Origin of the sequence: Mesorhizobium koreense (assembly GCF_031656215.1) — a bacterium.
Classification (GTDB): domain Bacteria; phylum Pseudomonadota; class Alphaproteobacteria; order Rhizobiales; family Rhizobiaceae; genus Mesorhizobium_L; species Mesorhizobium_L koreense.
Map to the genome: position 1 here is coordinate 3,354,066 of NZ_CP134228.1, position 23,224 is coordinate 3,377,289.

22 protein-coding genes are annotated in these 23,224 nt (G+C 63.9%); 12 read left to right on the forward strand and 10 right to left on the reverse strand.

Annotated elements, in window-relative coordinates; genetic code table 11:
- The first annotated feature begins 2 nt into the window (after positions 1–2).
- The 3 genes from RBH77_RS15990 to RBH77_RS16000 all read left to right on the forward strand — a co-directional run bounded on the left by RBH77_RS15990 (position 3) and on the right by RBH77_RS16000 (position 2,173).
- Positions 3–386: a YciI family protein gene (locus tag RBH77_RS15990; RefSeq protein ID WP_311028580.1), complete on the forward strand. Its 384-nt coding sequence runs from the start codon at positions 3–5 to the stop codon at positions 384–386.
- A complete protein-coding gene (locus RBH77_RS15995) occupies positions 387–1,664 on the forward strand; it encodes an RNA polymerase sigma factor (RefSeq protein ID WP_311028581.1) in 1,278 nt (425 codons plus the stop codon).
- 95 nt (positions 1,665–1,759) lie between these two features.
- Positions 1,760–2,173 (forward strand): DoxX family protein, encoded by a 414-nt coding sequence (locus RBH77_RS16000; protein WP_311028582.1) that lies wholly within the window; start codon positions 1,760–1,762, stop codon positions 2,171–2,173.
- Here the strand turns inward: RBH77_RS16000 and RBH77_RS16005 are convergent.
- Together RBH77_RS16005 and RBH77_RS16010 are read right to left on the reverse strand one after the other, a co-directional pair.
- Positions 2,170–3,381: a cytochrome-c peroxidase gene (locus RBH77_RS16005; RefSeq protein WP_311028583.1), complete on the reverse strand. Its 1,212-nt coding sequence runs from the start codon at positions 3,379–3,381 to the stop codon at positions 2,170–2,172. The two genes, RBH77_RS16000 and RBH77_RS16005, sit on opposite strands and share 4 nt — an antisense overlap.
- Before the next feature lie 2 nt (positions 3,382–3,383).
- Positions 3,384–3,821, reverse strand: coding sequence for a FixH family protein (locus RBH77_RS16010; RefSeq protein WP_311028584.1), 438 nt, complete (start codon positions 3,819–3,821; stop codon positions 3,384–3,386).
- A gap of 118 nt (positions 3,822–3,939) precedes the next feature.
- Between RBH77_RS16010 and RBH77_RS16015 the strand changes: the two genes are divergently transcribed.
- The gene (locus RBH77_RS16015) at positions 3,940–4,860 is read left to right on the forward strand and encodes a sugar kinase (RefSeq protein ID WP_311028585.1); all 921 of its coding nucleotides are present in this window, start codon (positions 3,940–3,942) and stop codon (positions 4,858–4,860) included.
- A gap of 10 nt (positions 4,861–4,870) precedes the next feature.
- Here the strand turns inward: RBH77_RS16015 and RBH77_RS16020 are convergent, their stop codons facing one another.
- Positions 4,871–5,350 carry a hypothetical protein gene (locus tag RBH77_RS16020; protein ID WP_311028586.1) on the reverse strand — a complete coding sequence of 160 codons (480 nt, stop codon included), beginning with the start codon at positions 5,348–5,350 and terminating at the stop codon, positions 4,871–4,873.
- Between the two features lie 104 nt (positions 5,351–5,454).
- Here RBH77_RS16020 and RBH77_RS16025 point away from each other — a divergent pair, with 104 nt between their 5' ends.
- Positions 5,455–6,042: a TetR/AcrR family transcriptional regulator gene (locus RBH77_RS16025; RefSeq protein WP_311028587.1), complete on the forward strand. Its 588-nt coding sequence runs from the start codon at positions 5,455–5,457 to the stop codon at positions 6,040–6,042.
- Here the strand turns inward: RBH77_RS16025 and RBH77_RS16030 are convergent.
- The 3 genes from RBH77_RS16030 to RBH77_RS16040 form a co-directional block, all read right to left on the reverse strand.
- The gene (locus RBH77_RS16030) at positions 6,039–7,091 is read right to left on the reverse strand and encodes an aldose epimerase family protein (RefSeq protein ID WP_371832787.1); all 1,053 of its coding nucleotides are present in this window, start codon (positions 7,089–7,091) and stop codon (positions 6,039–6,041) included. The two genes, RBH77_RS16025 and RBH77_RS16030, sit on opposite strands and share 4 nt — an antisense overlap.
- The gene (locus tag RBH77_RS16035; protein WP_311028588.1) at positions 7,063–8,520 is read right to left on the reverse strand and encodes an NAD-dependent succinate-semialdehyde dehydrogenase; all 1,458 of its coding nucleotides are present in this window, start codon (positions 8,518–8,520) and stop codon (positions 7,063–7,065) included. The genes RBH77_RS16030 and RBH77_RS16035 overlap by 29 nt, the downstream gene beginning before the upstream one ends.
- 188 nt (positions 8,521–8,708) lie before the next feature.
- Entirely contained in the window at positions 8,709–9,659 is a 951-nt protein-coding gene (locus RBH77_RS16040; protein ID WP_311028589.1) for an AEC family transporter, read from the reverse strand.
- 107 nt (positions 9,660–9,766) lie between these two features.
- Between RBH77_RS16040 and RBH77_RS16045 the strand changes: the two genes are divergently transcribed.
- The 3 genes from RBH77_RS16045 (at position 9,767) to RBH77_RS16055 (ending at position 13,350) form a co-directional block, all read left to right on the forward strand.
- Positions 9,767–11,299 (forward strand): acyl-CoA carboxylase subunit beta, encoded by a 1,533-nt coding sequence (locus RBH77_RS16045; RefSeq protein ID WP_311028590.1) that lies wholly within the window; start codon positions 9,767–9,769, stop codon positions 11,297–11,299.
- A gap of 258 nt (positions 11,300–11,557) precedes the next feature.
- The gene (locus tag RBH77_RS16050; RefSeq protein WP_311028591.1) at positions 11,558–13,039 is read left to right on the forward strand and encodes an MDR family MFS transporter; all 1,482 of its coding nucleotides are present in this window, start codon (positions 11,558–11,560) and stop codon (positions 13,037–13,039) included.
- A gap of 146 nt (positions 13,040–13,185) precedes the next feature.
- On the forward strand, positions 13,186–13,350 hold the full coding sequence (locus RBH77_RS16055; RefSeq protein WP_311028592.1) for a hypothetical protein: 165 nt from the start codon (positions 13,186–13,188) through the stop codon (positions 13,348–13,350).
- Positions 13,351–13,386: 36 nt separating this feature from the next.
- On the opposite strand, the gene RBH77_RS16060 is transcribed toward RBH77_RS16055, so the two are convergent.
- The 3 genes from RBH77_RS16060 to recA form a co-directional block, all read right to left on the reverse strand.
- Positions 13,387–13,677, reverse strand: coding sequence for a hypothetical protein (locus RBH77_RS16060; RefSeq protein WP_311032574.1), 291 nt, complete (start codon positions 13,675–13,677; stop codon positions 13,387–13,389).
- 305 nt (positions 13,678–13,982) lie between these two features.
- Positions 13,983–16,643: an alanine--tRNA ligase gene (alaS, locus tag RBH77_RS16065; RefSeq protein ID WP_311028593.1), complete on the reverse strand. Its 2,661-nt coding sequence runs from the start codon at positions 16,641–16,643 to the stop codon at positions 13,983–13,985.
- 179 nt (positions 16,644–16,822) lie between these two features.
- The gene (gene recA / locus RBH77_RS16070) at positions 16,823–17,911 is read right to left on the reverse strand and encodes a recombinase RecA (protein ID WP_311028594.1); all 1,089 of its coding nucleotides are present in this window, start codon (positions 17,909–17,911) and stop codon (positions 16,823–16,825) included.
- 256 nt (positions 17,912–18,167) lie between these two features.
- Between recA and RBH77_RS16075 the strand changes: the two genes are divergently transcribed.
- The gene (locus tag RBH77_RS16075; RefSeq protein ID WP_311028595.1) at positions 18,168–19,109 is read left to right on the forward strand and encodes a carbohydrate kinase family protein; all 942 of its coding nucleotides are present in this window, start codon (positions 18,168–18,170) and stop codon (positions 19,107–19,109) included.
- Between the two features lie 38 nt (positions 19,110–19,147).
- Positions 19,148–20,065, forward strand: coding sequence for a pseudouridine-5'-phosphate glycosidase (locus tag RBH77_RS16080; RefSeq protein WP_311028596.1), 918 nt, complete (start codon positions 19,148–19,150; stop codon positions 20,063–20,065).
- 106 nt (positions 20,066–20,171) lie between these two features.
- Here RBH77_RS16080 and RBH77_RS16085 read toward each other — a convergent pair whose 3' ends face one another.
- Positions 20,172–20,819, reverse strand: a complete 648-nt coding sequence (locus RBH77_RS16085) for a YiaD family glycine zipper/OmpA-like lipoprotein (RefSeq protein ID WP_311028597.1) — start codon at positions 20,817–20,819, stop codon at positions 20,172–20,174.
- Positions 20,820–21,122: 303 nt separating this feature from the next.
- Here RBH77_RS16085 and RBH77_RS16090 point away from each other — a divergent pair, with 303 nt between their 5' ends.
- Positions 21,123–22,190 carry a branched-chain amino acid ABC transporter substrate-binding protein gene (locus tag RBH77_RS16090; protein ID WP_311028598.1) on the forward strand — a complete coding sequence of 356 codons (1,068 nt, stop codon included), beginning with the start codon at positions 21,123–21,125 and terminating at the stop codon, positions 22,188–22,190.
- Between the two features lie 3 nt (positions 22,191–22,193).
- The gene (locus tag RBH77_RS16095; RefSeq protein ID WP_311028599.1) at positions 22,194–23,198 is read left to right on the forward strand and encodes a P1 family peptidase; all 1,005 of its coding nucleotides are present in this window, start codon (positions 22,194–22,196) and stop codon (positions 23,196–23,198) included.
- The last annotated feature ends 26 nt before the right edge of the window (positions 23,199–23,224 follow it).

The window sequence follows — 23,224 nt, forward strand, 5'->3', positions numbered from 1 at the left end:
CCATGCTCTACGCCGTGCTCTGCTATAATGACGAGAATGCCGTCGGCGCCTGGACCAAGGAAGAGGACGATGTCTGCATGGCGCGTCTCGCCGTCGTGCAGGACAAGGTAGCGGCAAGGAACCGGATGGGGCCGGTGGCGCGGCTTTTGCCGACGACGTCGGCCACGACGCTACGCAAGGGGCGCGAGGAGCCGATCGTCATCGACGGACCTTTCGCGGAGACCAAGGAGCAGTTGCTCGGTTTCTACATGGTCGATTGCGACACGCTGGATGAAGCACTCGACTTCGCCCGCGATCTCGCCAAGGCCAATCTGAGCCCCGGCAGCTACGAAATCCGTCCCGTCAGGACCTATCGCCCAAGCCGAATAAAGGCCGCTGGATCATAAATGACCGACATACGCTGGATAGACGCCGCACTCTCCGCCGCCCGGCCGCAGGCCGTGGCCGCGCTTCTGCGTTATTTCCGTGATCTCGATACGGCGGAGGAGGCGTTCCAGGAGGCCTGCCTGCGCGCGCTGAAGAATTGGCCGAAGAACGGCCCGCCGCGCGACCCGACAGCGTGGCTGATCTTTGTCGGCCGCAACAGCGGTATCGACCAGGTGAGACGCCTGAGCAAACAGACCGAACTGCCTGACGAAGAAAAGCTTTCCGATCTGGGTGACCGGGAATCCGATATTGTAGAGCGGCTCGATAACGCCGACTATCGCGACGACGTTCTGAGGCTGCTCTTCATCTGCTGCCACCCTGAGCTTCCGGCCACGCAACAGATCGCGCTCGCGCTGCGGATCGTTTCCGGCCTGTCGGTAAAGCAGATTGCGCGCGCCTTCCTTGTCGGCGAAAGCGCGATGGAGCAGCGCATCACCCGCGCCAAGACGCGCATTGCCAAGGCCGACGTGCCGTTCGAAGCGCCGGGCGCGCCCGAACGGGCGGAACGCGTCAGACAAGTCGCAGCCATGATCTACCTTGTCTTCAACGAGGGCTATTCGGCAAACGGCGAAACGACGGGGATGCGCGCGCCGCTCTCGGAGGAAGCGATCCGGCTGGCACGACTTTTGTTGCGCCTGTTTCCGACCGATCCGGAGATCATGGGACTGACAGCGCTTCTTCTTCTGCAGCATTCCCGTTCTGCCGCGCGCTTCGATGCCCAGGGCCAGATCGTGCTTCTCGAGGACCAGGACCGGTCGCTGTGGAACCGGCCGATGATCGCCGAAGGGCTGGCGCTGATCGACAAGGCGGTGCGGCATCGGCAGCCCGGCCCCTATCAGATCCAGGCGGCGGTCGCGGCCCTCCACGCACGCGCTGCGACGGCCGAAGAGACGGACTGGGCGGAGATCGACCAGCTCTACGCGGCGCTTGAAAAGATGCGCCCCTCGCCCGTGGTGACGCTCAACCGGGCCGTTGCGATCTCGAAACTGCATGGACCCGCAACAGCACTCGTCATGATCGAACCGCTGGCGGAGAAGCTCGACGGCTACTTCTATTTTCACGGCGTGCGCGGCGCGCTCCTCATGCAGGGCGGGCATGGGCGCGAAGCCTGCGAGGCATTCGGCAAGGCGATCTCGCTTGCCAACACACCCGCCGAGGCCGCGCATATCCGCCTGCAGCTCGATCGGCTGCAGAAAGATGGCGCCGCGGCGTCAAAACCGACGAAGGCGGCTTCCTGAACACTCCTGTAGCGGCTGCTGTCGGCTCGCATCGTCCCCATACGTCCTTGAACTGAAGACCGACCGCTGGCCTGCCGCATCCAAGGAGGGACGTCATGGAACCGCAAATCGCAACCGGGGAAACCTCGGACCGCGCGCTATGGACAGGCCGTGTTCTGAGCGGTCTCGTCATTCTTTTCCTGTTTGTGGACGGGGGGATGAAGCTGGTGCCGCTCAAGATCGTGACCGACACCGCCGCCCAGATCGACATTCCCGCAACGGTCGGCTTCGCGCGCCTGCTTGGCGTGCTGACGCTCGCCTCGACAATCTTGTACGCCATCCCGCGCACGTCGGTGTTCGGCGCCATCCTGCTCACCGCCTATATGGGCGGCGCTATCGAGACGCATCTAAGGATCGGCAACCCATTGTTCACGCACACGCTCTTCGGCGTCTATCTCGGCCTGATGATCTGGGGCGGGCTCTATCTGCGCGACCCGAAAATCCGTGCCCTGATCCCGATCCGCAGCTAGTCGCCAAGCGTTTTCAGGAAGGCCGCCAAAGCCATTCGGCCACGATCGGTGAGCGTGATTGCGTGGAGTTCCGAACCGTTCGTAGGCTCGGTCGGCGCATTGGCGTAATGCGCGATCGCCTCCTCCAACGTGGCGATCTGGCCGGCATGCATGTAGGGTGGGCGCCCCGCCACACCGCGCAGGGAGGGCACCTTGAAGGCGCGCTCCAGCCCTTTTCCACTCTTGGCCATGAAACGAAGCTCGCCGCAATCTTCCGGCCTGGCATCACTGTACCGGCCGAGGCAGTTGAACGGATCGGCCGCGACCAGCTTGACGCCTTCGGCGCGGCCGTGATCGGGCGGCAGCGACGGCACCGGCGCCACGCCTGTATTGTGGAACTGGCCGTCGGTGAAGCGCGGGCCATTATGGCAGGTCGAACAATTGGCGCTGCCGATGAAGAGCTTCAGCCCTTCGACCTCCAACTCGGAAAAGGCCGCGTCCTTGTCCGGGACCGCGCCGACCGCAAGCGCAGCGGCGAAGCGGTCGAAGCGTGTCTTCTCCGGCATGATCGAACGCTCGAACGCTTCGATCGCCTTCCCGATATTTGCGAACACACGATTGACACCATCCCGCTGTTCCCCCGTCATCGCCTTCCATGCCGCCTGTTCGGCGGGGCGACCGAGCGGGCTCGCATGCTCCGGTACCGCTGAAAGGTCGGGCAGCGGCCCGAAGATGCGCTGGTAGCGCTCGCCATATTCCCGCTTCATGAAATGCGCATAGAAGGCGCGATCTCCGCCATGCTCGCGCGGCTCCTCCATCGGCGTGATGGCCTGCGCCCAAAGGCTGTCGCGGTGGCCATCCCAGAAGAACCAGGAATTATAGGCGACGCCCGAAAGCGGCATGGTGCGGCGATCGGTGTCAGCGAGCCCATGCCCGCGCGGCAGGCCATCCTGGAACTGATGTTCCAACTGGTGGCAGGTGGAACAGGAAACATTGCCCTGGCCGCTCATCCGCACGTCGAAGAAAAGCGTCGCGCCAAGAGCGGCGGCCGCCGGATCGTCGGCGTAGCGGTTGCTCGGGTCCGGCGGTGGTTTCGGCAGCGCCGTCAGCGCCAGCGAGGCGATCGTCTTCTTCTCGGCCTCGGTGAAGCTGCCCTCGCCATGACGGAAAAGCGCAAAGAAGCCGAGAACGGCGACAAGGATAACAGCGAGAGGAAACCAGCGTTTCACGGCTACAGAACGATGTTGAAGTCCGCCTCGTCCCTGCCAGGCGGCGCATCGATGGTGAATCTGAGCTGCCACCAGCCCGACATGGTGAATTTGAAACCCTCGATACGGTGTTTTCCGTCGCCAAGAGCGGCAGTCACGTGCGGCTCGGTCGGCAGGCCATGGCCATGCCGGGGCATGCCGCCGGCGATCTCGATCCTTAAAACGTCCGCCGGCTTTCCATCCGCCGTCTTTACCGTCAGCAGGAAGGATTGGAGCACGCCTTCCCGGATCGGCGCTTGTTCCGGCGTCAGTGAAACGGCGTAAAGCCCGGTTGCGCTCTTCTTGGAGAGAGAGAGATCAAGGTCGTCGGGCGCGGCCATGAATACACGCATCGCCAGTTGCCAGCCTGCGATTGCGACGATCACCGCAGCCACAAGTACGATCAGGACGCGTCTGCTCATCTTCGGCTCCCCATCATCGCACTGTGCGAATCCCGCAGTCGTGGCATGGTCATGCGACGGCTGAAAGTGTAGAGCGAATCCGCCCCAAATGGGAGTTTGTTGAACGGGAGGTTCTTGAATGGGTCTGAGCGTTGCGTCGATCGGCGAATGCATGCTGGAGCTTTCCGGCAGCGGCGGCGACGCCTGGCGCATGGGGTTCGCCGGTGACACGTTCAACACGCTCTGGACGATGCGAGCACTGCTGCCGGAGAATGCGACGACGGACTATGTCAGCGCGTTCGGCGACGATCCATTTTCGACCCGCCAGCGCGGCTTCATGGCCGAGCATGACATCGGGACGGCGAAAAGCCCGGTCATCGCCGGCGCGCGGCCGGGCCTCTATGCAATCACGCTCTCAGGCGCGGAGCGCTCATTCACCTATTGGCGCTCGGACGCGGCCGCGAGGCAGCTTGCCAACGATCCCGCCGCGCTCGCCGAAAGCCTCACCGGCCGCGCGCTTGCCTATTTCTCCGGAATAACGCTGGCAATCCTTGAACCGGACGCGCTTATCACCCTGTTCGACGCGCTGAAGAAGGCGCGCGCGACCGGCACGCTGATAGCTTTCGATCCGAACTATCGACCACGCCTGTGGTCATCGGAATCAGCCGCGCGCGAAGCCTTCGCCGAAGCGTTGACGCTGAGCGATATCGCGCTGCCCACCTTTCCGGACGAGCGGGGGCTCTACGGCGACGCGTCCATGGAGGCCACGGCTAGGCGGATGGAGGCCGCCGGCATCGGCGAGATCGTGGTGAAGGATGGCGCGGAGCCGGCGCTACTCTTCGGCAAGGATGGCGGCAGGCTGCTGCCGGCGGTGCCGACCGAGGCAATCGACACGACAGCGGCCGGCGACAGCTTCAACGGCTCCTATCTTGCCGCCCGCCTCCTCGGCGATGAGCCGGAGACGGCCGTCATGCGCGCCCATCGCGTGGCTTCGGCCGTCGTGCGGGTGCGCGGTGCGCTCGCACCGTTCGAGGTGCTGCGCTCCGCCTTCGCCGAGTGAGCAGCGCCGCTCAGGCGGCCGGTGCTGCCATTCTCGCCCCGAAAGCACTCTGAAGCGCCCTGGTGGTCGGACCGGTATACTCGGCCTGCATCTCGGGCGTCAGCAATTCGATCAATCGACAGCCCTCCACCCAAAGCTCGATGACTCCGAACACACCGGCGCGCTTGCGATACTTGACCGGCCAGCCCTCACGCTTGGCGATCTCGAACACCCGTTCGGCCGGCAGTGCGGTCGCCATTGCGAAATGCGTGGCTGAGCGGCGATCCGGCGAGCCGACAACGCCATGCGCATCGGCGTCGCCCTCCGTCTCGAAGAGTTCGGCGCCACGCGGGTAGATTTCGACCGTGGTGTTACGGTCGTCGCCCGCCAGCGCAACCCAGCTTCCCTTCAAGACCGGAGGAAAAGGCACCGCCTTCCCACCCCAAAGTTCCGCGAGCACCTCGGCCACATGTCGCGGATCGTCCGCGTCGATCGATACGTGAAAGATCATTTCCTGCGTCTCCATGGTTGATGTGAGGCCGCGCTTATCCACCATGGCACAAAATGTGTCAAGTGGATTTGACACAAAAAGTGTCGCCATCCTATAAGCGTCTCATGACCCAGGCAGAGATTCCAAACGATACCCGCAGCCGCATCGGAGAAGCGCTTCTGGCACTGATGGCCGATGGCGAAAGATTGAACCACGATAATGTGGCGGCCCGCGCCGGCATTTCGCGACGTACCGTCTATCGGCACTTCCCCGACCAGGTCGCTTTACGCAAGGAAATATGGACGCTGCTGTCTAGCCAGGGGAAACTGCCGACCGATCTTTCGAACTGGCTGACGACCGGAATCCCCCGACTCTACCGCCAGTTCGACGAGCGTGCCGCGGCGGCGACGGTGGCGATGGCAAGCGCCGAGGGCCGGGCGATGCGCAACAGCATCACGCCGGACCGCGTTGAAGCCTATCGCGCCCTCTATGCCAAAGCGACAGCCTCGCTGCCGGAGCCCGACCGCACGCATGCCGTCGCGGCTCTGCAGTTCATCGGCAGCGGCTTTGCCTGGCGGGAGATGCGCGACCAGTGGGGCATGGATGGAGAGGCCATTTCGACCACAGTGCTGTGGGCCATCCGCACCCTCCTCGCGGACCTCGAAAAGCGTGGCGGACGGCCTCTCTCCGATGGGCCTGCCTCGCCAGACTAGCCCAACCTGAACCGATACTGCGTCATCTGGAGGGACTTCTCACCCGGCAGCAGGATCGCTTGCGGGAAATAAGGCCGGTTCGGCGCGTCGGGCCACACCTGCCCTTCCAGGCAAAAGCCGGCATTCGCCTTATACATGCGACGCCCGAGACCCGGTACCTCGCGCGCCACCTTGTGGCCGGCATAGAACTGGACGCCTGGCTCCGTTGTCCAGCATTCCATCTCGACGCCAGAGCGCTCCGCCTGTGCCCATGCAGCCTGCCTGAGCGGGCCGCGCGCGGAAGTCAGGCAGAAATTGTGGTCATAGTCGACCGTGTCGCCTGGCCGGCGGATCGGCCGCGCTTGCTTGAAATCGAAGGGCGTACCGTCGACCGGCTGCACAACACCGGTCGGGATCAGTTCGTCATCGACCGGCAGATAGGCGCCGGCATTCAGCATCAGCCGGTGGCCGAGGACGTTGCCCGAGCCGCCATCGTCGAGGTTGAAATAGGAGTGGTGGGAGAAATTGCAGAGCGTCGGCTTGTCGGTCGTCGCTTCCAGATCAAGTTGGAGGATGCCGCCGGCTTTGAGCCGGTAGGTCGCCGAAACCTCCAGCGTTCCCGGAAAACCCATCCAGCCGTCCACATCGGTGAGGTGGAGCGTGACGAAATCGGCTCCCTGCTCTCCCAGTCGCCAGACGCGTTTGCCTGATCCGGCGGACCCGCCGTGTAGCAAGTGCTTGCCGAGGAAGTTGGTGTCAGCCTGATAGCGCATGCCGTCGATGGTGAAGCGCCCACCGCGGATACGATTGGCATACCGGCCGACGACTGCGCCGAAATAGGGCGAGTGGGCGAGGTAGTCCTCGAAGCGCTCGAAGCCGAGCACCAGCGGCGCGTCGTGGCCCTCCAATCGTAAATCTTGAAGGACCGCGCCATAAGTCAGGATGGCGGCCGAAAGACCGCCGCCCCTGATGCGGATGCGTTGGACCGCCGCGCCATCGGAAGCAATCCCGAAGGCTTCTCCCCCCTCGCCCATCTTCAGCTCAGAGCCCCAGGCCGCCGATGCAGACATATTTGGTATCGAGGTAATCATCGATGCCCTGATGGCCGCCTTCGCGGCCAAGACCCGATTCCTTCATGCCGCCGAACGGCGCCTCCGGCGTGGTGATAACACCCTCGTTGACGCCGACGAGCCCGTATTTCAGCCCTTCCATGACCCGGAAAGCGCGGCCGAGATCGCCCGTATAGAAATAGCAGGCAAGGCCGTAAACCGTGTCATTGGCGAGCGCGACCGCGTCTTCTTCCTTCTCGAAGCGATAGATCGGCGCGACCGGGCCGAAGATCTCTTCCTGGGTAAAGCGCATATCGTTGGTGGCGCCACTGATGACCGTCGGTTCGAAGAAGGTGCCGCCGAGCGCATGGCGCTTGCCACCGGCAATGACCTTGCCGCCCTTGGAAACGGCGTCGGCGACGAATTCCTCGACCTTCTCGACCGCCTTGCCGTCGATCAGCGGCCCCTGTTGCGTACCGTCTTCCAGGCCCGAGCCGACCTTGAGACTGTTGGTCGCCTCGGCAAGCTTCTCCACGAACTTGTCATGAATGCCGGCCTGCACATAGAAGCGGTTGGTGCAGACGCAGGTCTGGCCGGAATTGCGGTATTTCGCGGCAATCGCGCCGGCCACCGCGCGGTCGAGATCGGCATCGTCGAAGACGAGGAAAGGCGCGTTGCCGCCGAGTTCCATCGAAACTTTCTTGACCGTCGCGGCCGCCTTCTGGAGCAGGATTTTGCCGACCTCGGTCGAACCGGTGAAGGTGACCTTGCGCACGATCGGGTTCTCGCAGATTTCGTCGCCGATCTCGCCGGCGGAACCGGTGACGATGTTCACCACACCCTTCGGAATACCGACTTCCTCACAAAGCGCGCCCCAGGCAAGGCCGGAATAGGGTGTCTGCGAGGCTGGCTTGACGACGGTCGTGCAGCCCGCGGCGAGCGCCGGGCCGATCTTGCGGGCAAGCATCGAGGACGGGAAATTCCACGGCGTGATCGCCGCGATGACGCCGACGGGCTCGCGGTTGACGAGGATGCGCCGGTCCGCCCAGGGCGACGGTACGACGTCGCCATAGGTGCGGCGTCCCTCCTCGGCGAACCACCGCACGTAGGCAGCAGAGGAGCCGATTTCGCCCTTCGATTCGGTCAGGGACTTGCCCTGCTCCATAGTCAGCAGTTCGGCCAGCGAATCCTGGTTGTCCAGAAGCGCGTCAGCAAGCTTATGGAGGAGTTTCGAGCGTTCGAGCGCCGAAGTCTTGCGCCACGATTTGAAGGCTTCCGCCGCTGCCTCGATGGCGCGGCGCGTCTCCGCCCTGCCGCCCTTGGGCACAGTGCCCATCTTCAGGCCCGTCGCAGGGTTGATGACATCAATCGTCGCGCCGGAATCCGCCTGCACCCACTCACCGCCGATGAGATTGGCCTGACGCATATAATGGCTAGTCTTCTGAAGCATGAGAGCCTCCTTTCATGGCGCCTTACGCAGCGCCTATCCTTCTGATCTCGTCGATGAGCTTCGGGTCGGCTGGGATGCCGACCCGCGGAACCACTGGCATATCGCGCCGCCTGGCGCCGGGCAAGCTCTCGGTCGCAGCCGGCACCCTAGCGCGGCGCGGGCGATATCGCAAAACCCGCCAAGCCGGGTCAGCCAAAGACGGCATGGGCTATCGCCAGCCAGAAAGCAGTCGTCACCACCGCTGCAATCGTTGAGAGCGTCAACTGGCTCGAGGCGAGGCCCTGCCCAGTCCGGAACTGGACTGCGATCAGGTAGGAATTGACTCCGGTGGGCATCGAGGCGGTGGCGACCGCCACTTTCGCCGCCAGCGGCGGCAGGCCGAATGCCCATGCGGCGGCCAGTACGATCGCGGGCATCAGCATGAGTTTCAGCACCGAGAGCGTCACTGAAGGCAGCAGATTGCCTGAAATGCCGAATTTCCGGAGGCTGAGCCCCATCGCGAAAAGCGCCAGAGGCCCGGCCGTGTCGGCGATAGCGTCGACGAAACGGCCCGCCAGCGACGGTAGCGCCAGCCCCGTCAGATGCCACGCGAAGCCAGCGAGGATGCCGACGACGATCGCATTACCGAAGAGCTTGCGCACGAAGCCGATGGCAAGTTCCAGCCAGTGGCCGGGCGCGCTTCCCCCTCCTCCGAATACCTCGAAGAGGACGATCGATGCGATCATCACCACCGCAAGGTGAACCGAGACGATAAGCGATAGGATCTCCACGCCGCCCTTTCCATAGACACCCAGCATGAACGGAATACCGAGCAGGACGCTGTTGGAGAAGGCTGCCGAGACGCCTCCGACGACCCCGGCGGCGCTGTCACGGCCGAAGATGCGGGTGACGGTCAGGTGGCCGGCGATCCACGTAACCGCCAGGGCAAAGAAATAGACCGTCCACAGCGTCCAGGGCGCGGCGCCGTGGAAATCGGCATGCGCCATCGTGCGGAACAGAAGCACCGGCAGCGCCACACTCACCGCGAATTCGGAAACGGCATCGCCGATCGCGGGCTTCAGATAGCCGGAAACGCCGGAGACATAACCGAGTGCCGCAAGCCCGAAGACGAACAGGACCGTTTCGACGAGAGAAGACATGGGTGCCGCTGATACGGGTAGGCGGGCGTATTGGCAATGCGGATAGCTTGCCTGCCGCCGCCCACGTGCTAACAGGAAACAGACTCGACGATCGGGAGAGGAAATCCATGAAAGACGTGCTGGCCGAACTGGAGCGCCGCCGTGAGATCGCGCGGATGGGTGGCGGACTGGCGCGCATCGAGGCACAGCACAAACGCGGCAAGCTCACCGCGCGCGAGCGGATCGAGATCTTCCTCGACGAAGGCTCTTTCGAGGAGTTCGACATGTTCGTCGAGCACCGTTCCACCGATTTCGGCATGGAAAAGACCAGGATCGCCGGCGACGGTGTCGTCACCGGCTGGGGCACGGTGAACGGGCGCACCGTCTTCGTCTTCGCCAAGGATTTCACCGTCTTCGGCGGCTCGCTCTCCGAGGCCCATGCCGAGAAGGTCATCAAGGTACAGGAGATGGCGCTGAAGAACCGTGCGCCGATCATCGGTTTCTACGACGCCGGCGGCGCGCGCATCCAGGAAGGGGTGGCGGCGCTCGGCGGCTATGCCGAGATCTTCCAGCGCAACGTGCTGGCGTCGGGAGTCATCCCGCAGATCTCGGTCATCATGGGGCCGTGCGCCGGCGGCGACGTCTATTCCCCGGCGATGACCGACTTCATATTCATGGTGCGCGACACCTCCTACATGTTCGTCACCGGCCCGGACGTGGTGAAAACGGTCACCAACGAGACGGTCACGGCGGAGGAACTCGGCGGAGCGTCGGTCCATACGACGAAATCCTCGATCGCGGACGGCGCCTATGACAACGACATCGAGGCGCTCCTGCAGATGCGGCGGCTGATCGATTTCCTGCCTGCCTCCAACACGAGCGAGGTGCCGGCGATCGACTGCGCGCAGTCGACGGCGGAGAACGACCACTCGCTCGACCTTCTGATCCCCGACAACGCCAACAAGCCTTACGATATCAAGGAACTGGTACTGAAGACGGTGGACGAGGGGGATTTCTTCGAAATCCAGGGCTCGTTCGCCAAGAACATCGTCACCGGCTTCGGTCGTGTCGAGGGCCGCACGGTGGGCTTCGTCGCCAACCAGCCAATGGTGCTCGCCGGCGTCCTCGACTCGGATGCCTCGCGCAAAGCGGCGCGCTTCGTGCGCTTCTGCGACTGCTTCTCAATCCCCATCGTCACCTTCGTCGACGTGCCGGGTTTCCTGCCGGGCACCGCTCAGGAATATGGCGGCCTGATCAAGCACGGCGCCAAGTTGCTCTTCGCCTATGCCGAGGCGACCGTGCCAAAGATCACGATCATCACGCGCAAGGCCTTTGGCGGCGCTTATGACGTGATGGCCTCCAAGCATTTGAGAGGCGACATCAACTATGCCTGGCCGACCGCACAGATTGCAGTGATGGGCGCCAAGGGCGCGGTCGAGATCATCTACCGCAAGGACATTGCAGACGCCGACAAGATCGCCGCGCATACGAAGGCATATGAAGACCGCTTCCTGTCGCCCTTCGTGGCGGCGGAGCGCGGCTATGTCGACGAGGTGATCATGCCGCATTCGACCAGACGGCGCGTGGCTCGGGCGCTCAGGATGCTGCGCAACAAGGACCTCGATAATCCCTGGAAGAAGCACGATAATATTCCACTCTAGATGCAATAGCAGACGGGAGCGGGCTCTGTACGAATGGCCGCGGGCTCGACACTCCCCTCCCCGTCTGCTATTGCCGCGCGCGCTGTTTATGGAAACGCAAGCCGGTCGGTAGTCCGGCAGCCCCGCCTGGCGGGGCCCGAAGCCCCGGCACCGCATCGGGGTCCACAGCCAGGAAGATAGATCAGGCCATCCGCCCGCGCGGCAATTCCTCCCGCATTGCCGTTGGTCGCGCGGACCCTGGCAGTTTCGGATGGATCCATGGACAAGCCCGTTCGAGCCCAAAATGCCTCCGGCTTCAAGGCTCCGCCGATCTCCGAGCGTGAGAAGAATGCCATCATCGGCGGCGTACTGCTTTCCATGCTTCTGGCAGCGCTCGACCAGGCGATCGTGGCGCCGGCCTTGCCCACGATCGGCGGCGCGCTCGGCCACGCCGAATATCTGCCGTGGATCGTCACCGCCTATCTCCTGACGGCGACGGCCATGGCTCCGCTCTACGGCAAGATCTCCGACATCTATGGCCGCCGACCGACGATCTACGCAGCGATCCTGATCTTCCTCGCCGGCTCGGTGGTCAGCGCGCTCTCGGTCAACATGTTCATGCTCATCGTCGGCCGCGCCATACAGGGCGTCGGCGGCGGCGGGCTGTTCGCGCTCACCCAGACCGTGATCGGCGATCTGGTGCCGCCGCGCGAGCGGGCAGCCTACGCGGCCTGGATCTCGGGCACCTGGGCGGTGGCCAGCGTCGCGGGTCCGCTTCTCGGCGGCTATTTCGCCGGCCACCTCGACTGGTCGCTCATCTTCTGGATTAACCTGCCGCTCGGCGCATTCGCCATGGTGATCCTCAACAACCCGCTGAAGAAACTCAGCGTCGCGGCCCGTCAGCATAAGGTTGACGCACCCGGCGCCTTCTTGCTCGTCACGGCGACTGCGGTGCTTCTGCTGGCGCTCAATTGGGGCGGCAGCACCTATCCCTGGCTATCGGCTCCGATCGCGGGCCTCATCGGTTTCTCCCTCCTCCTGTGGGCCGTGCTTTCCTGGTGGCTGCTCCGGACGGTCGAGCCGCTGATCTCACTGGAGGTGCTCGTGAACCCCGTCGTCAGGACGGCCACCATTGCGCTTTTCATCGTGCAGGCCGTTTCGATCGGCCTGTCGGTCTATCTTCCGATCTACATGCAACTTTTCCTGCATCTCTCGGTAGCCGATTCCGGAACCGCTCTTCTCGGCTTGATGCTGGGGACGGTGGCCGGCGCCATGGGCAGTGGCCGGTTGGTCGCGCATGTCACGCACTACAAGCGCATCGCGCTCATCGGCATGCTGTTGTGCACGGCATGCCTTGTCGCGCTTGGTCTCTCGGTCCATCGTCCTTCTCTCCTCCTAGTCGAAATCCTGACAACGGGCGCCGGCATCGGCTGGGGCACGAGTTTCCCGATCTCCACCATTTCGGTGCAGAACGCCGTCGACCGGGCGCATCTCGGCGTCGCGACCGGCCTGATGACCTTCATGCGCTCGCTCGGCGGCGCGATGGGCGTAGCCGCCTTCGGCGCCATCGCACTCGGCTATGGGCTGCCGCTCGGCCGCGAGGGCGTCGGCACGGCCGGCGCCGCCACCGCTTCGCCAGCCGCCTTCGGCGTCATATTCCTTGCCGGAGCGGGATGCGCCTTCGTTTCTTTCCTGTTTTTGGTCCTGATGCCCGAAAAGCCGCTGCAGGGCGCCGCCGAGACCCCATCCGTGATGGAGTAGCGAGTCGACCTGTGTATGTTCCTTTGGCAGCACGCATCCTCTCCGCGCCTTTCGGCCGCAGGCAGCGATACGTTTGCTGCACTGCAAAAAAGCTGGTGAATGCTTATCTTCCGTAACGAATCGGGAGGAAAGCATGGGGTCCGAAAATGGATTTCTTTACCGAGCTTTTCTCCCGTCCGCGGACGAAGAACGACCTGCGGAATCGGGCGGTTCTTGCCATCCTGAATGCCATGAGCGCCAAGGAGCGCTGCGAGATCAGGGTGCCGCCGCCCGACTTCCCGCGCAAGGCGCGTGAAAGCGCGGCCTGGTGAACCATGGGCCCTCGGTTTAATCGGGAGAAGCAGGACTCAGAAGTCCCGCGGCGGAACAAACAGGCAGATCGTGCGGGTGTTGTCCTGACCGGCAACGGAGCACCAGTGGTACTCCCCGTCCGGGGAATTCTTTATCCGGCTGTCGGTCATGGGAATGACCTCGCCGGTAGAGCGGATCACGTAGCCCTTCGGCCCCTCGCGGATGCTGCTGGCCTTCACCTCGCGGCAGTCCATGTCGTGGCAACAGGCCCAGGGATAAGTCCAGCCCGTAGGTGCCTGATGCGCAAACGCATCTATCGAACCTGCAATGGTAATGGCGACAGTCATTCCGAGCAGCATGCATCCGCATGGAAGCGATCGCATGGTGGGCGGTAAGGTAATTCCGCGGCGCTGTCCTCCCAACCAGATGCCGCAGACATTCTTGCCTGCGTTGAACATCCCGGTGGTCCTCGACGGAAAGTCGACGTTCAATAATACTACAATTTTAAGGGTCTCATGCGCGCCGGCCAGCGGCAACGCCCATCAATAATGTTGACCGGCTGACACAGGCCGTGCGCCGTGCAAGGAGTGAACCACTCGGAGACGAGGCGATAAGCAGCACCGCTGGTCCGGGCCAGTAGGGTTACACCCGTTCAGGCACCGAGCGCTTCTGCCACCCTGTCCAGCGCTTCCGCTGCCTTCGTTCCATCCGGGCCGCCGGCCTGCGCCATGTCGGGCCGGCCGCCGCCGCCCTGCCCTCCCAGAGCCGCCGAGGCCTTGCGGACCAGATCGACGGCGGAGAATTTAGACGCCAGATCACCGGTGACGCCGATGACCACGCTCGCCTTCCCGTCTTCGCCGAGGCCGATGAAGGCCACCACGCCCGAGCCGAGCGACTTCTTGCCATCATCGGCGAGCGACTTCAGATCGCGCGGAGAAACGCCCTCGACGACCTTGCCAAGGAACTTCGTGCCGGCCACCTCTTTCACCTCGCCGGCAGCACCCGACGATCCACCGCCGAGCGCCAGTTTCTTGCGTGCGTCGGCAAGTTCGCGCTCCAGTTTGCGCCGCTCCTCGATAAGCGCCTCAAGGCGCGGAAGCGCCTCGGCCGGGCCGACCTTGAGCGCGGAGGCCATCGCCCTGACGCGCCGATCCTGCTCGTCGAGGTGATGCCTGGCATCGACGCCCGTCAGTGCCTCGATGCGGCGGACGCCCGCCGCGACCGCGCCTTCCGAGACGAGACGGATGAGGCCGATATCGCCGGTCGCGCGCACATGAGTACCGCCGCAAAGCTCGACCGAATAGGGCTTGCCGGCCTTGTCGCCATGTTCGGCGGTACCCATGGAGACGACACGGACCTCGTCACCGTATTTCTCGCCGAACAGCGCCATCGCGCCCTCTGCGATGGCGTCGTCCACGGCCATCAGCCTGGTCGTCACCGGGCTGTTCTGGACGACGATCTCGTTCGCCATGTCCTCGACGCGCTCCAGTTCCTCAGGCGCGATCGGCTTCGGATGCGAGAAATCGAAGCGCAGGCGGTCTGGCGCGACAAGCGAGCCCTTCTGCGCGACATGCGTGCCAAGTATCTCGCGCAGCGCCTCGTGGATGAGGTGGGTGGCGGAGTGATTGGCGCGCAGGCGCGAGCGGCGGGCACGGTCGACTTCCATCTCGACCGCTATGCCGGTACCGACCGTGCCTTCCTTCACCAGCCCGGCATGTACGAAGACACCATCGCCGCGCTTCTGCGTGTCGGTGATTTCGATGACGAGACGGTCGCCGTACATCATGCCGACATCGCCGACCTGACCGCCGGACTCACCATAAAACGGCGTCTGGTTGACAACGATGCCGACCGTTTCACCTTCCCTCGCCTCGTCGACGATGGCGCCGTCACGGACGAGCGCCGTGACCACGCCCTCGGCCTTCTCCGTCTCGTAGCCAAGGAATTCGGTCGGGCCGACCCGGTCGCGTACAGTGAACCAGATGGCGTCGGTCTTGGCCTCGCCGGAGCCTGCCCAGCTTGCACGCGCTTCGGCCTTCTGCCGTTCCATCGCGGCATTGAACCCTTCGAGGTCGACGCCGATGCCGCGCTGGCGCAACGCGTCCTGCGTCAGATCGAGCGGAAAGCCATAGGTGTCATAGAGCCGGAAAGCCGTCTCGCCGTCGAGCCTGTCACCTTCCTTCAATTGCTCGGTCTCCTCGGAGAGGAGGCCAAGGCCGCGCGCCAGCGTCTTGCGGAAGCGCCTCTCCTCGAGCTTCAGCGTCTCGGTGATGAGCGCCTCGCCGCGAATGAGTTCCGGATAGGCCTGGCCCATTTCGCGCAGGAGCGCCGGAACCAGACGCCACATCAAAGGCTCGCTCGCGCCGAGAAGCTGCGCGTGGCGCATGGCGCGGCGCATGATGCGGCGCAGCACATAGCCGCGACCCTCGTTTGACGGCAGCACGCCGTCGGCGATGAGGAAGCTCGACGCGCGCAGATGGTCCGCGATGACGCGATGGCTGGCGCGGTTCTTTCCTTCCGCCTTGACGCCCGTCGCCTCCTCCGAGGCGCGGATCAGGGCACGGAAGAGGTCGATATCGTAATTGTCATGCACGCCCTGCAACACGGCCGCGACGCGCTCCAGCCCCATGCCGGTGTCGATCGAGGGGCGCGGCAGGTCGATGCGTTCTTCCCTCGTGACCTGCTCGAACTGCATGAAGACGAGATTCCAGATCTCGATGAAACGGTCGCCGTCTTCATCCGGGCTGCCGGGAGGGCCACCCGGTATCGCCTCGCCATGGTCGTAGAAGATCTCCGAACACGGGCCACACGGACCGGTATCGCCCATCGCCCAGAAATTGGCGCTGGTCGGGATGCGGATGATACGGCTTTCCGGCAGGCCGGCGATCTTCTTCCACAGGTCGGCGGCCGCATCGTCGGTATGGTAGACGGTGACGAGCAGCCGATCCTCGGCAAGGCCGAACTCGCGCGTGATCAGCTTCCAGGCAAGCTCGATCGCAAGCTCCTTGAAATAGTCGCCGAAGGAGAAATTGCCGAGCATTTCGAAGAAGGTGTGGTGGCGGGCGGTGTAGCCGACATTATCGAGGTCGTTATGCTTGCCGCCGGCACGCACGCATTTCTGCGAGGTCGTGGCGCGCGAATAGGATCGCTGTTCCAGCCCGGTGAAGACATTCTTGAACTGCACCATGCCGGCATTGGTGAACATGAGCGTCGGGTCGTTGCGCGGGACGAGCGGTCCCGAAGGCACGATCTGGTGACCGTTCCTCGCGAAATACTCCAGAAATGCCGACCGGATTTCGTTGACACCACTCATGAACATGCCTTTTGGAAAGGGTACCCGGGCACGCGCCCGGAAATGTGTCAGGCCTTGTAGCGTTAGGCTTTCATACTGTCCAGAAACACCGCGAGCACCAAGCCCGCAGGCTCCCGAACATGCGAATGCCGGCGCAAACGCCGGCATTCGTCAAGTAAGCAATCAAAGCAGGACGATTTCTAGCCGGCGGCCTCAGCATCGTCGTCGAGGTCGCCCGGACCACCATTATCCAGAAACTGCTCGGCGATCAGCCCGGCATTCTGGCGGAGCGCCAGTTCGACCTCGCGCGCCAGTTCGGGATTGTCGCGCAGGAACAGCTTGGCGTTCTCGCGCCCCTGCCCGAGCCGCTGCGAATTATAGGAGAACCAGGCGCCCGACTTCTCGACGATGCCGGCCTTGACGCCGAGATCGACCAGTTCACCGGTCTTCGACACGCCCTCGCCATACATGATATCGAACTCGACCTGTTTGAAGGGCGGCGCAAGCTTGTTCTTGACGACCTTGACGCGGGTCTGGTTGCCTACCACCTCGTCACGATCCTTGACCGCGCCGATGCGGCGGATGTCAAGGCGGACGGAAGCGTAGAATTTCAGCGCGTTGCCGCCGGTGGTCGTCTCCGGCGAGCCGAACATAACACCGATCTTCATGCGGATCTGGTTGATGAAGATGACCATCGTGTTGGAGCGCGAGATGGAGGCCGTGAGCTTCCTCAACGCCTGGCTCATCAGGCGCGCCTGCAGGCCGGGCAGCGAATCGCCCATCTCGCCCTCGATCTCGGCGCGCGGCGTCAGCGCCGCCACCGAATCGACCACCAGCACGTCGATGGCGCCGGAGCGTACCAGTGTGTCGCAGATCTCCAGCGCCTGCTCGCCGGTGTCGGGTTGCGAGATCAGGAGGTTTTCCAGATCGACGCCCAGCTTGCGCGCATAGACCGGATCGAGCGCGTGCTCGGCATCGACGAAGGCGCAGATACCGCCCTTCTTCTGTGCCTCGGCCACCGTATGCAGCGCCAGCGTCGTCTTGCCCGAGCTTTCCGGTCCGTAGATCTCGACGATGCGGCCCTTGGGCAACCCGCCGACGCCGAGCGCGATATCGAGGCCGAGCGAGCCGGTCGACACCGTCTCGATCTCGACCACCTGTTCGTTGGCGCCCAACCGCATGATCGAGCCCTTGCCGAACGCCCGCTCGATCTGGGAAAGCGCCGCATCCAGAGCCTTTGTCTTATCCACCAAATTGTCCTCGACAAGCCGCAACATATTCTGAGCCATGATATACTACCCCTTGGTCGTCAATGAAGGCCGGGCAATGTGTGATCCCTTACATATTTGTACCTGTTTTGTTCTTGTTTGGCAATAGGGCATAACATATTGTCTTCAAAGGATTTTGTCATTTTGTTCCTTTCCTGTTTCGTACGCCCAGCGGGGACAATCGGCAATTATCCTGTCAAATTGACTGCATCACGCATCGCGCCTGCCGCCGATTCGCCGGCCCCCGATCCCGCTTCCTGAACGGAAACAATCCCGCATGACGCCGACAAAACTGTTCGCCGCCGGCGGCGCTCATATAGATCGGCGCGGCCATATCAGCGGGCCTTATGCCGCCGGTGCGTCGAACCCCGGCACCATGCGCGAGGAGGCTGGCGGCGGCGCCTTCAATGCGCTGCGCAACGCCGTCGGGCGCGGTTGCGAAGGAACGCTGCTTTCCGTGCGCGGCGGCGACATGGCTGGCGAAGCGGTGGCGCGCGCCATACGCGAAGCCGGTATCGCCGATCTTTCGGCAACTTTCCTCGACCGCGCGACGCCGAGCTACACGGCATTCATCGAGGCGAACGGCGATGTGGTGGCTGGGCTCGCCGATATGAGCCTCTACGATCTCGCCTTCGCGAAGCTGATCCGCAGGCGTGCAATCCGCGACGCGATCGCCGAAGCGGACGTGGTACTGTGCGATGCCAACCTGCCAGAGCCCGCGCTGGAAAGGCTCGCCGGCCTGGCAGGCGCAAGGCCGATCTTCGCCGTCGCGATCTCGCCCGCCAAGGTCGTCCGCCTGCGCCCGATCCTCACCCGCATCGCCTGTCTGTTCATGAACCGGCGCGAGGCGGTCGCGCTTTCGGGCGCTGGCCTCGGTGATGATCCGGCCAATATGGCGCGGGCACTTGCGGCCTCGGGCCTGACCTCCGGCGTGATAAGCGCCGGCAAGGAAAGCGTCGTCGGCTTCAGTGCCGATGGCCTGTTCGAAATTGAGCCGCCCTCCCCGCGCCTCACGGCCGATTCGACGGGCGCGGGTGACGCGCTTGCCGGCGCGACGATCGCCGCGCTGATGCGCAAAGAGAAGTTGCGCGAGGCCGTGCGCGAGGGACTCGCCGCCGCTCTTTTGACGATAGAGACGAATACGGTTGTTGCCGACTATGATGAAGCGGCTTTCGCGGAAGCACTCGCCCTTGTACCTGCGGCACGGGATGTGGGATGAGCCGCCCGAGCGATGACGATCTCCGAGCAGAGAATGAAATGATCTCCGAAAGCGCACGTTCCTTTATCGACATCGAACCGACGGTTGCCAAAGCGCTTGCCGCCGGCACACCCGTCGTCGCGCTGGAAAGCACGATCATCACGCATGGCATGCCCTATCCGCAGAACAGGGAGATGGCGGCGTCGGTCGAACGGATCATAAGCGAGGAAGGGGCCGTGCCGGCGACGATCGCGGTGATCGACGGGCGGTTGAAGATCGGCCTCACCGCAGCCGAGCGCGATGCATTGGCGAAGGCGGGCGATACGATGAAGTTGTCGCGGGCCGATCTAGCCTTCGCCATCGCCGAAAGGCGCACCGGCGGCACCACGGTCGCCGCCACCATGATCGCGGCGGCGCTGGCGGGCATATCCGTCTTCGCCACTGGCGGCATCGGCGGCGTCCACAAGGGAGCGGAGAAGAGCTTCGACGTCTCCGCCGATCTCGACGAACTAGCGCGCACGCCCGTCATCGTCGTGTCGGCCGGGCCAAAGGCCATTCTCGATATCGAGAAGACACTGGAAGTACTGGAGACGCGCGGCGTGCCGGTCGTCGTCTATGGCGCGGACGTCATGCCGGCGTTCTGGTCACGCCGGTCGCCCTACCCCGCGCCCTTACGTCTCGACCGACCAGAAGCGCTCGCCGGCTTCTTCCGCACCAGGCAAGCGCTGGGCATCACCGGCGGCATGCTGGTCGCGAACCCCGTTCCGGAGGCGGAAGAGATCCCGGCGAAGGAGATGACGGGATACATCGCGGCAGCGCAAAAGGCCGCGGAAGCCGAAAACATCGGCGGCAAGGCCGTTACGCCCTACCTGCTTTCGAAAATCCTCGAACTGAGCGATGGCAAAAGCCTCGCCACCAACATCGCGCTGGTTGAGAACAATGCGCGATTGGCCGCTCGGATCGCGAAAGCACTGTGAAGCGTTTCAGGGCTGAGATGGCCTCATCTCCGTCCCGCCCTTCGACAAGCTCGGGCTCAAGACCTCTCCCCCATTTTCGTGAGGGAGAGGACGAGGGCAAGGCCACTCAAGTGATCGGCGTCAGGTAGATCTCGACGCGGCGGTTCTGGGCGCGGCCCGCTTCGGTAGCGTTGGAAGCGATCGGATCGCTTTTGCCGAATCCGTTGATTGCGAAGCGGCGGCCGTCTACGCCCTGCGCCGAAAGATAGCTCGCGACCGACTGCGCACGCCGCCTGGACAGATCGAGATTGTACTGCTCGCTGCCGGTCGAATCGGTATGGCCATTCACATCGATCAGCGTCTGGTTGTACTTCTTCAGAACCAGCGCCACGGAATTCAGCGTCGGATAGAAGGCTGGCATGACCGAATCCTGGTCCGTCGGGAAGGTGATGTTGGAGGGCATATTGAGAATGATCCGGTTGCCCTCGCGCGTCACCGAGACGCCGGTGCCCTGAAGTTGGGTCCGAAGCTGCGCTTCCTGATTGTCCATGTAGGCGCCGACCGCGCCGCCCGCGAGCGCGCCGACGCCCGCGCCGATCAACGCGTTGCGGCGGTCGTTGCCGCCGGCAAGAAGTCCGAGCCCGGCGCCCGCCGCAGCGCCTAGGAGCGCTCCGCCCGCCGTGTTCGACATCTTCTGCTGCCCCGTATAGGGATCTGTCGTACAGGCAGCGCCAAGCGCAGCGGCGACGAGCACCGCAATCGTTCTGGTCTTCATGAAATCTCCCCTCGATTGGCGGAAGCGAAAAACTTCCGGAATGTGAATCTCCACTGCAGTGGAGTACCCGAGAATGCGGCAAAATCGGGATCGGCACCACCGTCCGGAACTATTTCGCCATACATCCGCGCCCTTGTCCACGGCGGGATGGCGTTAACGACCTGGCGCTGCCGACAGCGGACGGCCGCAAGGTCGAGCCGGGCCGCGAGTTGCTTGTTGCGACGGAGCGTCTTACAGCACGGGGTGATCGACACGGAACGGACCTGCCGGAACAATCCGCCGATGCGCGCGACAACTTCAGCCATGATAACCGCAATTCTGCTCGGCACCGGTTTTTCAATTGCCGCTGGGGCCGCCGCGGCAGCGGAAATGTCTATCGGGCTTGCCGTGCCGCTCAGCGGTAAGGATGCGATGCTCGGCGAACAACTGCAGGCCGGCGTCGAGACAGCCGCCGCTAACCATGCAGGCGCAACCGTAACGCTGGAGACCGCCGATAGCGGCTGCACCGCCGACGGCGGAGCGAAAGCAGCCCGGCAATTCGTCGATGCCAGGGTGGGCGCAGTCGTAGGCTTCCTGTGCACGGAGGCCATCGAAGCGGCGCTGCCGATCCTGAAGGAAGCCAACATCCCGGTCATCACACCCGGCGTGCGCGCAAACAGCCTTACCGACAAGCGCTACAAGACAGGCTGGCCGGTCTATCGGCTGGCACCGCGCGACGACGAAGAGTCAAAGGCGGTCGTCGCCATACTGACCAAAAGGTGGGCGGACAAGCTCTTCGCCATCATCGACGATGGCACGATCTATGGGCGCGAGTTGTCGGAGAATTTCCGCCTCGCGGCCGAACAGGCGGGACTGAAACCGGTCTTCACGGACAATTACCGCCCGCAGATGGACAACCAGATCGGCCTTGTAGGAAGATTGAAGAAAGCCGGCGCGGAATATGTCTTCGCCGGCGGCGACCGCACCGATATCGCCGTCATCGGGCGAGATGCGGCGAAACTCGGGCTCAAGCTGATCATCGCCGGCGGCGAAGCGTTGAGGGCCGAACCCGGCGACGTGCCGCTCGCCAGGGGAACGCTGATGATCGGCCTTCCGGACTGGTCCGTAAGTGACGACCGGACCGCGCTCTTCCAGTTGGCGGCGGACGACATCGCACCCGAAGGCTACGTGCTGCCGGGCTACGCCGCCCTGCAGATTGCCGCTTCTGCGCTTGCGCAGCAGGACGCGCAGAAGAACTTTCGCAAGCGCATAGAAACCACCAGCTTCGACACGGCGATCGGCCCCATCCGTTTCGACGACAAGGGCGACATCACAGGCAATCCCTATCGTCTCTACGAATGGGACGGCAATTCATTCGTGGAAGTGCGTTGAGCGATGGCATACCGGGCGGGACCCAGAAACCTCATCACCGATGTCGCCGGCCTTCTGGTTGGCAATGCAGCCGACGAGAAAGTGAAGAGCGGAACGACTGTCGTCCTTTGCGAGGAACCAGCCGTGGCCGGTGTACAGGTTCTCGGCGGCGCGCCGGGCACGCGCGAGACTGACCTGCTCGAACCGCATAATCTGGTCGAGAAGGTGGACGCCATCGTCCTTTCAGGCGGCTCAGCCTTCGGGCTCGACGCGGCTTCGGGCGTGCAGGCGGCGCTGCGAGAAAAGGGCATCGGCTTCGAGATCGCCGGGATGCGCGTGCCGATCGCGCCGGCGGCAATCGTATTCGACCTGGCCAATGGCGGCGACAAGGGCTGGGGCCGCTATCCACCCTATCGCGATCTCGGCTTTGAGGCTGTCGAACGCGTCGCCGCTGATTTCACGCTGGGTACGGCCGGTGCCGGCACCGGCGCGCTGACTGCAGGCCTCAAGGGCGGTCTTGGCTCCGCCTCCACCATATTGCCCAATGGCGTGACGGTCGGCGCGCTCGCCATAGCGAATGGGGTGGGCTCGGTGACCATCGGCCGCACACGCCATTTCTGGGCCGCGCCCTTTGAAATCGGCGACGAGTTCGGCGGACTCGGCCTGGCGCACCCCCTCCCGGCCGACGCACAGGATGTGAGGCTCAAATCGCGAGAGCCCCGGCCGGGTGAGAATACGACGATCGCCATCATCGCGACCGACGCCGTGATGACGAAGGCCGCCGCCAAGCGGCTGGCGATCGCGGCCCATGACGGCTTCGCAAGGGCTATCTGGCCCGCGCATACGCCCATCGACGGCGATCTCGTCTTCGCGCTGGCGACCGGCCGGAGCGGGCGAACGCTCAACCTGGACGAGGCCATCGACCTCTACGCCGCCGCCGGCGCCACGATGGCGCGCGCAATTGCGCGTGGGGTCCATGCGGCGACGCCTTCGGCCGAAGACGTGCTGCCGGTATGGTCGGAGCGTTGAGCCTCCGGCCCTGCTCTGCTAGGAGG